The sequence below is a fragment of the Enterobacter cloacae complex sp. HYC080_NIDB genome, from assembly GCF_056673325.1.
Genome location: NZ_CP114212.1, coordinates 4412806 through 4425580 on the forward strand (window position 1 = coordinate 4412806; position 12775 = coordinate 4425580).

Annotated in this window: 12 protein-coding genes; 9 read left to right on the forward strand and 3 right to left on the reverse strand. The window is 53.4% G+C overall.

The window, feature by feature from the left end; genetic code table 11:
* The 3 genes from O1723_RS20915 to O1723_RS20925 are packed head-to-tail and all read left to right on the forward strand — an operon-like array spanning position 1 to position 3107.
* On the forward strand, positions 1-951 hold the full coding sequence (locus O1723_RS20915) for a divergent polysaccharide deacetylase family protein (protein WP_032645126.1): 951 nt from the start codon (positions 1-3) through the stop codon (positions 949-951).
* Between the two features lie 20 nt (positions 952-971).
* On the forward strand, positions 972-2177 hold the full coding sequence (locus O1723_RS20920) for a glycosyltransferase (RefSeq protein WP_023331731.1): 1206 nt from the start codon (positions 972-974) through the stop codon (positions 2175-2177).
* 15 nt (positions 2178-2192) lie between these two features.
* Positions 2193-3107, forward strand: coding sequence for a hypothetical protein (locus tag O1723_RS20925; protein WP_014882002.1), 915 nt, complete (start codon positions 2193-2195; stop codon positions 3105-3107).
* A 27-nt stretch (positions 3108-3134) separates the two neighbouring features.
* Here O1723_RS20925 and tdh read toward each other — a convergent pair whose 3' ends face one another.
* Both tdh and kbl read right to left on the reverse strand, forming a co-directional pair.
* A complete protein-coding gene (gene tdh, locus O1723_RS20930; protein ID WP_014882001.1) occupies positions 3135-4163 on the reverse strand; it encodes an L-threonine 3-dehydrogenase in 1029 nt (342 codons plus the stop codon).
* Between the two features lie 9 nt (positions 4164-4172).
* Positions 4173-5369, reverse strand: a complete 1197-nt coding sequence (kbl, locus tag O1723_RS20935; RefSeq protein WP_014882000.1) for a glycine C-acetyltransferase — start codon at positions 5367-5369, stop codon at positions 4173-4175.
* Between the two features lie 215 nt (positions 5370-5584).
* Here kbl and rfaD point away from each other — a divergent pair, with 215 nt between their 5' ends.
* The 6 genes from rfaD to O1723_RS20965 are packed head-to-tail and all read left to right on the forward strand — an operon-like array spanning position 5585 to position 11782.
* Positions 5585-6517: an ADP-glyceromanno-heptose 6-epimerase gene (gene rfaD / locus O1723_RS20940; protein WP_014881999.1), complete on the forward strand. Its 933-nt coding sequence runs from the start codon at positions 5585-5587 to the stop codon at positions 6515-6517.
* 2 nt (positions 6518-6519) lie between these two features.
* Entirely contained in the window at positions 6520-7566 is a 1047-nt protein-coding gene (gene rfaF, locus O1723_RS20945; protein ID WP_014881998.1) for an ADP-heptose--LPS heptosyltransferase RfaF, read from the forward strand.
* A gap of 3 nt (positions 7567-7569) precedes the next feature.
* Positions 7570-8553: a lipopolysaccharide heptosyltransferase RfaC gene (gene rfaC / locus O1723_RS20950; RefSeq protein ID WP_023336550.1), complete on the forward strand. Its 984-nt coding sequence runs from the start codon at positions 7570-7572 to the stop codon at positions 8551-8553.
* A 3-nt stretch (positions 8554-8556) separates the two neighbouring features.
* Positions 8557-9666 carry a glycosyltransferase family 9 protein gene (locus O1723_RS20955; RefSeq protein ID WP_023331727.1) on the forward strand — a complete coding sequence of 370 codons (1110 nt, stop codon included), beginning with the start codon at positions 8557-8559 and terminating at the stop codon, positions 9664-9666.
* A gap of 5 nt (positions 9667-9671) precedes the next feature.
* Positions 9672-10580 (forward strand): glycosyltransferase family 2 protein, encoded by a 909-nt coding sequence (locus O1723_RS20960; protein ID WP_014881995.1) that lies wholly within the window; start codon positions 9672-9674, stop codon positions 10578-10580.
* Positions 10568-11782, forward strand: coding sequence for an O-antigen ligase family protein (locus O1723_RS20965; RefSeq protein WP_014881994.1), 1215 nt, complete (start codon positions 10568-10570; stop codon positions 11780-11782). The genes O1723_RS20960 and O1723_RS20965 overlap by 13 nt, the downstream gene beginning before the upstream one ends.
* 24 nt (positions 11783-11806) lie before the next feature.
* On the opposite strand, the gene O1723_RS20970 is transcribed toward O1723_RS20965, so the two are convergent.
* Positions 11807-12763, reverse strand: a complete 957-nt coding sequence (locus O1723_RS20970; protein ID WP_032645124.1) for a polysaccharide deacetylase family protein — start codon at positions 12761-12763, stop codon at positions 11807-11809.
* Positions 12764-12775 lie beyond the last annotated feature (12 nt).

Here is a 12775-nt window from a genome sequence, read left to right on the forward strand (position 1 = left end):
TTGCTTCAATTTCGTCGAATGGTTCTCTCCGTCGTCAGCGCGCTGGCGCTGGCTGCACCGGTATACGCCGGTAAACTCGCCATCGTGATTGATGACTTCGGTTATCGTCCGCACTATGAAAATCAGGTGCTGGCGATGCCGCCAGCCATCTCTGTCGCCGTCCTTCCGAATGCGCCTCACGCCCGTGAGATGGCGACCAAAGCCCACAACAGCGGACATCAGGTCCTCATCCATCTGCCGATGGCACCGCTCAGTAAACAGCCGCTGGAAAAAGATACGCTTCGTCCAGATATGAGCAGCGATGAGATCGAGCGCATCATCCGTGACGCTTACAACAACGTGCCGTATGCCGTTGGCCTGAACAACCATATGGGTAGCGCGATGACCTCCAGCCTGTACGGCATGCTAAAAGTGATGCAGGCGCTGGAACGCTACAACCTCTACTTCCTCGACAGCATGACCATCGGCAACAGCCAGGCGATGCGTGCCGCTCAGGGAACGGGGGTGAAGGTGATCAAGCGCAAGGTGTTCCTGGATGATACTCAGAACGAGGCCGACATTCGCGCGCAGTTCAATCGCGCCGTGCAGCTCGCCCGACGCAATGGTTCAGCCATTGCCATCGGCCACCCGCATCCTTCTACGGTGCGCGTTTTACAACAGATGTTGCCGACCTTGCCACCAGATATCACACTGGTACGTCCGAGCGATCTGCTCAATGAGCCGCAGGTCGATACGTCTCGCCCGGGTAGCGCACAACCACCCGCAACGCAGCCGCGTAACCCGTTCCGTGGCGTGAAGAATTGCAAGCTGAAACAACCGCCTGAACCGGTGCATGCAACCCGCTTCTTCGCGGTCATCAGCGAAAGCGTGAGCCAGAGTACGCTGGTGCAATACTTCCAGCACCAGTGGCAGGGATGGGGTAAGAAAGTATCAGTGAGCCATTCTCAGTGACAGGCGATTAAGGTAGAAAAATGCCGCAGCGACACAAAATTCTGCTCCTCGATACCGGTAAAGAATGGGGAGGAGGCACCAACAGTATGCTCGAACTTCTGAAGCGCATTAACCGCGAAAAGTTCGATATTACCTGTTGTTTTTACAGTGACTACAGCCGGGCCGAAGGGCAAACCATCGGCCAGGTGCTGAACAGTATTGGCATTCCCTTAATTGTCATCCCTCAACATAAGCAGCCCGCATGGGCGAAGATTGCCAAAGAATTGGGACGTAGCCTGCTGTTTTTCTCCCGCAGCGCCCGGAAGGCATTTACACGTCATGTTGATACGCTCTGGCGTATTCGACCCAACGTTAGCAAAATCGAGACGATTTTCAGGGATGGCGGTTTCGATACGCTTTATATGAACAACCAGCCGGGCTCTAACGAAGAGGGTTATCTGGCAGGTGCAAACGTGCATGCGCGGATAATCCAGCACTGTCGAATTGAACCTGTTTTGACCCCGCCGCTGGTGAAGCTGGTGAATACCCATGCCACAAAAATCATCGCCGTCTCACATGGCGTAGAACGCGTGTTAGTTCAGCATGGGGTCCGACCCGAGCTGTGTACGACGGTCAACAATGCCATCGACATCCATCAGCCTTTACCCGACCGACGCGCGATGCGTAATCGCCTGAACATTGATGACGACACGTTCGTGTTCGGCAGCATTGGCTCATTAATCCCTCGCAAAGCCAACCACCACACGCTGGAAGCGCTGGCACAATTCAACCAGAAACATCCCGAGGCGAGGTGGAAGATGGTGCTGGTCGGTGAGGGGGCTGAACGCGGTGCGTTGGCGGCACAAGCTGATGCGCTGGGTATTGCTGAGCATGTGATTTTCACCGGTTTCCAGAACACGCCTTTTGACTACCTCGCGACCTTTGACGCGTTTATTCTGGCCTCGCAGAGCGAAGGCTTGCCCCGCGTCGTGCTGGAAGCGATGCTGCTGAATATCCCCGTCATTGGCTCAAAGGTGACCGGCACGGCAGAATTGATCGATCATGCATCGACCGGGCTGCTTTTCCCGTGGAGCGATGTGTCGCAACTTGCTCAACACCTGGATAATATCTGGCAGGATCCCGATCTGCGCACCCGGCTCGCCGCCGCTGCGCATCAGAATGTCTGCAACGTGTATGCCATTGAAAGCTATGTTAACGGTGTCGAGGCCGTTCTTGGCGCGCAATAACCAAACGAGAAGAACATGTTTAAATTCCTGAATGCTCGCTACCGCCACATCACCGGGCGACATAACATTCCCTACGCTTCCCTTCCGGTCACGCGCGATCTCGTGGCGGTTGACTCTATCGTGATCCCTTGCACCGGTGCGGATTTCGTCGAAGAGGCGTTATTGTCCGCGACCTTTGCAGAGCGATATGCCACCGACGTCAGCGAGATTGTGATTGTCAGCGATCAACCAGAATCCGCGTTTGGCAATCTGCCGCCGAAAACCCGCATAGTGACCCTCGACCTACCAAAACGTGAAGAAGGTTATCGCTACAAGCAGATCTACCTTAGCCGCCTGGTGAAGCTTAACGCCCCGCTGCAGGCGCGCGGTGAAGGCGTATTGATGATCGATTCCGATCTCAACCTCCTGAAGATGCCAGAAATCAACATGGCCGAGATGCACATCTACTCCAGCTTCCGCCAGGGCAAAATGATTGCCAAGCTGGACGGCGCGCCAGCGGAGAAAGTCCCGGCGTATTACAAAGAGACGGTGCGCCCGTATCTGGTTGATCATGTTAACGGTGCGTTTCTTGCGGCCACTAAAAAGACCTGGCGCCGTATCTGCCCGCTGTGGCTCACGCTGTTCCAGGATACCTGGGAACTGATGGAAGACACGCAACCGCCGACGGATCAGCTGCCGCTCGCCGCGCTACTGGACATGCTGGATTTAAAAACGGTTAACCTGGGCGACTGGATGAACTGGCCGGTGTCCAAGAAGATTGGCGGACAGGAAGCCGTTGTGCCGAAAGAGGTGATTGGTGCGCACGGTGGTTTTCCGCTCTCAGAATGGCAAAAGTATCTTGAATCACCTGAAAACAAACTGTTGTTCAAAGGTCAGGACTATACCCGCAAGGTGCGTTACCTGACGGACGAAGAGAAAAAAAATCAGTAAAAAAAGGGGCCGCTGGCCCCTTTTTGATTACTTATCCCAGCTCAGGATCACTTTCCCAGACTGGCCTGAACGCATCGCGTCAAAGCCTTTCTGGAACTCATCAACTGAGAAGCGGTGAGTAATAATCGGGGACAGATCCAGACCTGACTGAATTAATGCCGCCATCTTGTACCAGGTTTCGAACATTTCACGGCCATAAATGCCTTTGATGAACAGCCCCTTGAAGATGACCTTGTTCCAGTCGATAGACATATCTGATGGCGGAATACCCAGCATCGCGATACGGCCACCGTGGTTCATGGTGTCGAGCATGGTGCGGAACGCCGGTGGCGCACCGGACATCTCCAGGCCTACGTCAAAGCCTTCGGTCATGCCCAGCTCTTCCATCACGTCGGTCAGACTCTCTTTGGAAACATCCACCGCGCGGGTGACGCCCATTTTACGCGCCAGCGACAGACGGTATTCGTTCACGTCGGTGATCACCACGTTACGCGCGCCCACATGCTTCGCCACGGCTGCCGCCATAATGCCAATGGGGCCCGCGCCAGACACCAGCACATCCTCACCCACCAGGTCGAAGGAGAGTGCCGTGTGTACCGCGTTACCGAACGGGTCAAAGATGGAGGCCAGATCGTCAGAGATATTGTCCGGGATTTTGAACGCGTTAAACGCCGGGATCACCAGGTATTCCGCGAAGCAGCCCGGGCGGTTTACGCCCACGCCAATGGTATTACGGCACAGGTGCGTACGCCCGCCGCGGCAGTTGCGGCAGTGGCCGCAGGTAATATGGCCTTCACCGGAGACGCGGTCGCCAATCTGGAAGCCTTTGACTTCCTGACCAATGCCAACCACTTCACCCACATATTCGTGGCCGACAACCATCGGGACCGGAATGGTTTTCTGTGACCACTGGTCCCAGTTGTAGATGTGAACGTCAGTACCGCAGATGGCGGTTTTACGAATTTTGATCAGCAGATCGTTATGACCGACTTCCGGCTCCGGTACGTCGGTCATCCAAATCCCTTCTTCCGCTTTCAGTTTGGATAACGCTTTCATCACACGTCCTCAGGCAATTACGCCCAGCTGTTTGCCGATGCGGGTAAAAGCTTCCACCGCACGTTCAATTTGTTCAGGCGAATGCGCCGCAGACATCTGGGTGCGGATACGCGCCTGGCCTTTTGGTACCACCGGGAAGAAGAACCCGGTGACATAAATCCCTTCTTTCTGCAGTTCACGAGCAAATTGCTGCGCCACGACCGCATCACCCAGCATCACCGGGATGATGGCGTGATCGGCACCGGCCAGGGTGAAACCTGCGGCGCTCATTTTTTCACGGAACAGACGGGCGTTCGACCACAGGCGATCGCGCAGCCCCGCGCCGGACTCCACCATCTCCAGTACCTTGATGGAGGCGGCAACAATGGCCGGCGCCAGGGAGTTGGAGAACAGATACGGGCGGGAGCGCTGACGCAGCCATTCAACCACCTCTTTACGCGCAGCGGTATAACCACCGGACGCGCCGCCGAGCGCTTTGCCCAACGTACCGGTGATGATATCCACGCGGCCCATCACGTCACAATATTCGTGGGAACCGCGGCCATTTTCGCCCACAAAACCGACCGCGTGAGAGTCATCGACCATGACCAGCGCGTCGTATTTATCCGCCAGGTCACAGACACCTTTCAGGTTAGCGATCACACCGTCCATGGAGAACACGCCGTCGGTGGCGATCAGCACGTGGCGAGCACCCGCTTCACGGGCCTCTTTCAGGCGCGCTTCCAGTTCAACCATGTCGTTGTTGGCGTAGCGGAAACGCTTCGCTTTACACAGGCGTACGCCGTCGATGATGGAGGCATGGTTCAGGGCGTCGGAGATAATCGCATCTTCTGCGCCAAGCAGGGTCTCAAACAGACCGCCGTTGGCGTCGAAGCAGGAGGAGTAGAGAATCGCGTCTTCCATTCCAAGGAAGCTCGCCAGCTTTTGCTCAAGCTGCTTGTGGCTATCCTGGGTACCGCAAATAAAGCGTACGGAGGCCATACCGAAACCGTGAGTATCCATGCCGTTTTTCGCTGCGGCAATCAGCTCAGGGTGATTCGCAAGACCTAAGTAGTTGTTCGCACAAAAGTTGATCACATGGCTGCCGTCGGCAACGGTGATGTCCGCCTGCTGAGCAGACGTGATAATACGCTCTTCCTTGAACAACCCTTCCGCACGTGCGGTGTCGAGGTCGCTGTTTAACTGTTTGTAAAAATCACCACGCATTGCAATTCTCCAGACTCGGCAAATTTCGGGACATATTACCCAAACCTATAGTTCATGACGAGATGACGCAGTATCTCTTGTCGTTTTTGCAGCATAAATCACGTGTACCCCTACCGCATATCGGTGAATGGCTGAAGACAGGGCATTGTGATGATATGATAGAAACATTAGCGTTCGGGATTGTCCCCGGACTCCACACTTCAAAGGTTACCGTTATGATCATCGTTACCGGCGGCGCAGGCTTTATCGGCAGCAATATTGTTAAGGCTCTCAATGACAAAGGCATCACCGACATCCTGGTGGTGGACAACCTGAAAGATGGCACCAAGTTCGTTAACCTGGTGGATCTGAACATCGCTGACTACATGGATAAAGAAGACTTCCTTATCCAGATTATGGCAGGTGAAGAGTTTGGCGAGATTGAAGCCATTTTCCACGAAGGTGCGTGCTCATCCACCACCGAGTGGGACGGCAAGTACATGATGGACAACAACTATCAGTACTCCAAAGAGATCCTTCACTACTGCCTGGAGCGTGAAATTCCGTTCCTGTACGCCTCTTCTGCTGCCACCTACGGCGGGCGTACCTCAGACTTCATCGAATCCCGCGAATACGAGCAACCGCTGAACGTCTACGGTTACTCCAAATTCCTGTTCGACGAATACGTGCGTCAGATTCTGCCAGAAGCGAACTCCCAGATTGTCGGCTTCCGTTACTTCAACGTCTACGGGCCGCGCGAAGGGCACAAAGGCAGCATGGCGAGCGTGGCATTCCACCTGAATACCCAGCTGAATAATGGCGAAAGCCCGAAACTGTTCGAAGGCAGCGACGGCTTTAAGCGCGACTTCGTCTACGTGGGCGATGTGGCTGCAGTCAACCTGTGGTTCTGGGAAAACGGTGTGTCCGGCATCTTCAACCTGGGGACTGGCCGCGCGGAATCCTTCCAGGCAGTGGCAGACGCGACGCTGGCGTACCACAAAAAAGGCAGCATTGAGTACATTCCGTTCCCGGATAAGCTGAAAGGCCGCTACCAGGCGTTCACCCAGGCAGACCTGACTAACCTGCGTAAAGCTGGCTACGACAAGCCGTTCAAGACCGTTGCCGAAGGCGTAACGGAATATATGGCCTGGCTGAACCGCGACGCGTAAGTATGAGAATTCTGGTGATCGGCCCGTCATGGGTGGGCGACATGATGATGTCGCAAAGTCTCTATCGCACGCTCAAGGCGCGCTATCCCCAGGCGATAATCGACGTGATGGCACCCGCGTGGTGCCGTCCGCTGTTATCGCGTATGCCGGAAGTGAACGAGGCGATCCCGATGCCGCTCGGCCACGGTGCGCTGGAAATCGGCGAACGCCGCAAGCTCGGCCATAGCCTGCGCGAGAAGCGCTACGATCGCGCGTATGTCCTGCCGAACTCTTTCAAATCTGCCTTAGTGCCCTTCTTTGCGGGTATTCCGCACCGTACCGGCTGGCGCGGTGAAATGCGCTACGGCCTGCTGAACGACGCGCGGGTGCTGGACAAAGAGGCCTGGCCGCTAATGGTGGAGCGCTACGTGGCGCTGGCCTACGACAAAGGCGTGATGCGCAGTGCGAAAGATCTGCCGCAGCCGCTGCTCTGGCCGCAGCTTCAGGTTAATGACGGCGAGAAATCCCAGACCTGCAACGCGTTTGGTCTTTCGTCTGAACGCCCGATGATTGGCTTCTGCCCTGGTGCGGAGTTCGGTCCGGCAAAACGCTGGCCGCACTATCACTATGCGGAGCTGGCAAAACAGCTGATCGACGAAGGCTATCAGATTGTGCTGTTTGGCTCGGCAAAAGACCACGAAGCAGGCAATGAAATTCTCGCCACGCTCAGCACAGAGCAGCAGGCCTGGTGCCGAAACCTGGCCGGGGAAACGCAGCTCGAACAAGCTGTTATTCTGATCGCCGCCTGTAAAGCCGTGGTGACCAATGATTCCGGCCTGATGCACGTCGCTGCCGCGCTGGACCGCCCGCTGGTCGCGCTGTATGGTCCAAGCAGCCCGGACTTCACGCCGCCGCTGTCGCACAAAGCGCGCGTCATTCGCCTGATTACCGGCTACCACAAGGTGCGCAAAGGCGATGCCGCAGAAGGCTATCACCAGAGCCTGATCGACATCACGCCGCAGCGTGTTCTCGAAGAACTCAACGAACTGCTGTTGAGCGAAGAAGGGTAACGGATGCGGGTATTGATCGTTAAAACCTCCTCTATGGGTGATGTTCTGCATACGCTGCCTGCGCTGACGGACGCGATGCAGGCCATTCCGGGCATCCGTTTTGACTGGGTGGTGGAAGAAGGCTTCGCGCAGATCCCTACCTGGCATGAAGCAGTAGACCGCGTGATCCCAGTGGCCATTCGCCGCTGGCGCAAAGCATGGTTCTCCACACCGATTAAAGCCGAGCGCACCGCCTTCCGCGAAGCGGTTCAGGCGCAGCGTTACGACGCGATCATCGACGCGCAGGGGCTGGTGAAAAGCGCCGCGCTGGTGACGCGTCTGGCACACGGCGTAAAGCACGGCATGGACTGGCACTCCGCCCGCGAGCCGCTGGCGAGCCTGTTCTATAACCGTCGCCACCGCATTGCAAAACAACAGCACGCGGTGGAGCGTACCCGTGAACTGTTTGCAAAGAGTCTTGGCTATGTAAAACCGGAATCCCAGGGCGACTACGCCATTGCGCAGCACTTTTTGCGCAATACAGACCCCTGTACTCAGCCTTATCTTGTCTTCCTCCATGCCACAACGCGCGACGATAAACACTGGCCGGAAACGCACTGGCGAAGACTGATTGAACTAATGCAACCTACCGGGATCCATATTAAACTGCCCTGGGGCGCTGAACATGAGCGACAGCGAGCAGAACGTCTGGCCTCCGGTTTTTCGCACGTTGAGGTATTGCCCAGACTCACGCTGGCGCAGGTGGCCGCAGAACTGGCGGGGGCGAATGCCGTCGTTTCCGTGGATACAGGATTAAGCCATTTAACCGCAGCGCTGGATCGCCCGAATATTACGATATTCGGCCCGACCGATCCGGGTCTGATTGGGGGCTACGGTAAAAACCAGCACCAGATGGTCAGCCCAACGCAACACACGAAGGATATTAGCGCAGATGCTATTTTTTCATTTTTACAGGGCAGCCATCGGCTTTCTGACAGGGATATTTAACCCATGAGTTATGTATTTCTGCTGATTTTACTCTTTCCGGTGAAACTCATCCGAAAGCTGTTTCGCAAAGACACAGGTAAAAACCTGGTTATTCAGACAGCAAAAATCGGCGATTTTGTTAATGCAACTCCCCTTCTGGCATACCTGCAAAAAAGCGACGTACTTATTAGTCGCAGCGTAGGTGCACTGGCGAAGCATGATGAGACGATCGACGAGATTTTTTTCATCGAACAGCATAAGCGTAACCTGTGGCGAAAGCTCTGCTTTGCCTGCCGGATCATGAACCGCTATGACAATGTGTATCTTCTGCAGCCTAACAGCGTAAATCTTTTTTTTGCCTCCGTTTGTAACGCCAAAAACAAACAGTTCTTAAGCACATACACACGCAGGTGGTATCACGGAATTTTCTATGCAACGGCAGACGGTACCGTTGAACACGGCAAAAAGACATTGTCGGTGACGAACTATCTCAAGCTTGCCGACCGCACGCTGACCTGGAAAGACTCACCAAAGCACGCCACCAGACCACTTTTTAAACCCGCGACATATCCGGCAATCCTTGATAAACCCGGCGTGATCCGCATTGGCATCAGTATTGCCGCAGGAAATAAAGCGAAAACCGTCCCGCCGGGCATCTGGAAGCGGATTGCCGATCATCTCGCCGACCTGCCCTGCGAGTTTTATGTGTTTGGCGCCCCGAACGAACAATCGTGGATGGATGATATCACCCGCGCGTATGGCGAATTGCCCAACTTCATCAATCTGATTGGCAAAATTTCGCTTGAAGAACTCCCGTGGGCCATTTCAAAAATGGATTGTTATATCGCGTCCGACTCAGGAAATGTCTACGTTGCCGACGCGGTGGACGTGCCGGTAATCTTACTGTTTGGACCCTGTTGCCACTATGAACAGCGTCCGCTTGGCAACGTACTGTTGGTTGGGAATGATGACAATATTTGCTCGTATGTTTTTGAGACTCGCTATTACTTCTCACAAAGCCGGGAAGAACTCTTCTCTGTAACAGATGAATCGTTGGACAACATTAGACATTTCATTTGCGCGTTACCAACGGCTAACGCGGCCGCATATACCGTTGATGCCCAGGGAAACTAATTGTTATGGCTTTTCTAAGCATCATTATTGCCGCACATAACGCCCAGGACACGCTTGACGCAACGCTACAAAGCCTGCAAAACGCGATTGATAATGCGGGCGATGATGTAGAAATCATTATCTTTAATGACAGTTCCAATGATTCCACACAGGATATTATTGAGACGTGGTTGCCAAAGCTTCCGAATGCGCAATCCCGATACGTTGAGTACCGTAACGTCGGTCATGTTCGAAACAGCGCACTCTCTCTGGCGTCAGGTGAGTACATTACCATGCTGGATAGCGATGACCGACTGAAACCGGGCAGCATCCGGGACGCCGTGGCATTTCTGCAAGCACAGCGGCCTGATATGCTCCTGACGCGCCTGCTGGAAATACGCGATACGCATAAAATCACCGCTGACTGGCAGGGGTTCTCTCCCGTTGCTTTATCACAACACCAGGCAATAACGCGTTTCCTGCAGCATAAAGACTTTCAGGCGCACCTCATCGGGCAATTCGTTCATCGGAAGCTGTACGAAAGCAACCCGATCCCTTCAATGGTCTGTTATGAAGATTTCGCCGTGTTTCCCGGCATGCTGATGCAATCGAGTAAAATAGTCTTCCAGCGGAAGGGGCACTATTATTACATCAAACGTAACGATAGTTTATCGAGCCGTCTTGACGCCAGTAAAATCGCTACGCTTGTAGAATGCACATTACAGATGGAAAAGATATTCCCGCAATCATTCAGGCATCTCATTAATTGCCACTGGTTTGATATTTACAGTAACCATCGACAATATCTGACCGACGCGCAACTCAAACTGGTTATGCAACGAGTAAAAGCACTTTATTCGTTCTCTTTTTTCTTCTCCAGCGATGTTCGTTTCAGCTACAAAAAAAGGGTTATTGAGGCATTATGGAAAAAGTAAAACTGCGGCTCTATCAACTGACGCTTATTTTGAGCCTCATTTCGCTTGCGCTGGCGTTACTGAGCTCAGGGAAACAGCGTGAATTCTTCTATATTGCGGTTTATGCCAGCATTATCGGCCTGGCGTGCGAATATAAAAAAATCACCCTTCGTCCCTTTTCGATTGCGCTACCCATTTTGCTGATTGGGTTGCTCAATCTTATCTGGTATATGGCCTATGAATATCATAACGAAGGCTTGAACGCTTATAGCGATTACCTTGGCGCCAGCAAGAAATTGATTTTGGCGAGTATTCTCGTTTTCTATCTTGACCGGTTCAAATCTTATATTGATAAAACAGCCTTCCTGAAATATTTCTTGTATGCCTCTGGTGCAGGATTTGTCCTTGCTACTGGTTATGGCTTATGGCAAGCGTCACAGGGTATGGAACGTGTTGAGATGGCCATCAATCGTCCAACCGTGTCGGCCTATGTTTACTCCGTACTGTCACTGGCGTTTGTATACAGCCTTTATCTTCAGAAAAACAGAAAGCTGTATGTGGCCGCAGGGCTCACCATCTTGATCTCTTATTTCGTCATCCTTTTGACGGCTACGCGCGCCGCAATGGGATTATATTTGCTCCTGGCGATTGTACTCACACTCTACCACTTCAGAAGAATCCATCTGAAATCAACGCTGATTTTCTTATGTATTGTGGCAGGTATAGTGGTTGTGAGTTACAAGCCGTTAATTCTGCCTAAGATACAACAAACACAATCTGAAATAGAACGTTATCAAAAAGGATATGACGCCACCTCACTCGGTGCACGTTTTTCTATGTGGATTATTGGTGCTCAAAACGGACTTGCCCACCCCATGGGGCAGTCAGTCGAAGACCGCGAAGTCTGGTCACAGCAATATGTGAAAAATGGACATCCACATCTCGCGGCAGCGCTTGAATTTACCCGGATTCATCTGCACAACGAGTTCATTGAAAAATACTCTCTTCAGGGGATCCCTGGGCTGGTAATATTATTCTTTTTCTATATCTCGATGATCGTGTACGCACTTAAAAATAAAAATGGTCTGCTGCTGACGACCATGCTTCTTTTATTGCTCTATGGTCTGACGGACGTCATTTTGTTGAGCTCAGAGGCGCTCATCTTCTTTGTCACCGTGTTTGCGCTGAGTACACTCTTTTCACAAACCAGACAGCGCCAGTAAGTGATAATGCCCGCCATGCGGGCATTATTTTTTCTTGTGTTGATAAAACTCCGCCAGCGTCATCCCCACCGTCCTGTCGGATAACCAGCTAAACAGCGCTTCCAGATCCTGGTATAACCCCTCGATCGCCGCCTCGTCCTTAAACGTAGGACTGCCCCCGGGCATAAATTCCGACGAATGGAGCATAAACTCGACGTAATCATTTCCCTGAGAAAGGCATTGCTGCGCAACCTCAATCATCTGCGACGCATTACCACCTGTCGGACGTAACCAGTTCACAGAAGGTGAGCGGTATTTACCACGAAGACGATCGTAACCCTGTTTGATCGTGTTCAGCCAGGCAGGATGTTTATACTGAATGCTCATTGGCACTTCGAGTAAAGGGCTCGTGCCCGCCCGGGAAATGTCGTTAACGTCAATAAAGTAGGCACGGTCCGGAAAAAGTTGGTAATCCGTCCCACCATGGCCTTGCGGAGCCCCCTTCGCATTGCGCCAGTTCACTCGCGGCGTCACCGAGCAATCAACCTGATACCCCAGCTCAATCAGTAACCTGGCATAACGGCTATCAAACGCCCAGCGCCCGGCGCGGTGGCTTAACATTTTGGTCTGGAACGTCTCTTCCAGCAGGCGGGTCATGAACAGCACTTTCTCGCGCATCACCTCGTCTGAAAATTCAATCAAATAAGGCTGCCAGCGCCAGTCATCACCCGTGAGATCGTGCTCAGGCGGGCTATTCCATGCGTGGAGGTGCATGCCCACCTCCCCCTGGCCGCGAGCGATCACGTCCCTGGCGAAGTCGATGAAAACGGGCTCGATCGCCATCTCATAGTTTGTCAGCCACACGGGCTTAAAGCCGAAACGTTCACACAGCGTCTGGAACCGGGCCAGATAGCGCGCGTTTTCCGTTTTAATGACGCGGTGGTTCTGCCAGAGATTATCGCCCTCAGTATCAATCGTGATGATAAACGCGGGTTTTTTCATAATGAGTCCGCA

Coding starts and splice junctions, on each gene's coding strand:
- rfaD (WP_014881999.1), top strand. CDS start 5,585: ATGATCATCGTTACCGGCGGCGCAGGCTTTATCGGCAGCAATATTGTT.
- O1723_RS20955 (WP_023331727.1), top strand. CDS start 8,557: ATGAGTTATGTATTTCTGCTGATTTTACTCTTTCCGGTGAAACTCATC.
- rfaC (WP_023336550.1), top strand. CDS start 7,570: ATGCGGGTATTGATCGTTAAAACCTCCTCTATGGGTGATGTTCTGCAT.
- O1723_RS20920 (WP_023331731.1), top strand. CDS start 972: ATGCCGCAGCGACACAAAATTCTGCTCCTCGATACCGGTAAAGAATGG.
- tdh (WP_014882001.1), bottom strand. CDS start 4,163: ATGAAAGCGTTATCCAAACTGAAAGCGGAAGAAGGGATTTGGATGACC.
- O1723_RS20960 (WP_014881995.1), top strand. CDS start 9,672: ATGGCTTTTCTAAGCATCATTATTGCCGCACATAACGCCCAGGACACG.
- rfaF (WP_014881998.1), top strand. CDS start 6,520: ATGAGAATTCTGGTGATCGGCCCGTCATGGGTGGGCGACATGATGATG.
- O1723_RS20970 (WP_032645124.1), bottom strand. CDS start 12,763: ATGAAAAAACCCGCGTTTATCATCACGATTGATACTGAGGGCGATAAT.
- O1723_RS20925 (WP_014882002.1), top strand. CDS start 2,193: ATGTTTAAATTCCTGAATGCTCGCTACCGCCACATCACCGGGCGACAT.
- kbl (WP_014882000.1), bottom strand. CDS start 5,369: ATGCGTGGTGATTTTTACAAACAGTTAAACAGCGACCTCGACACCGCA.
- O1723_RS20965 (WP_014881994.1), top strand. CDS start 10,568: ATGGAAAAAGTAAAACTGCGGCTCTATCAACTGACGCTTATTTTGAGC.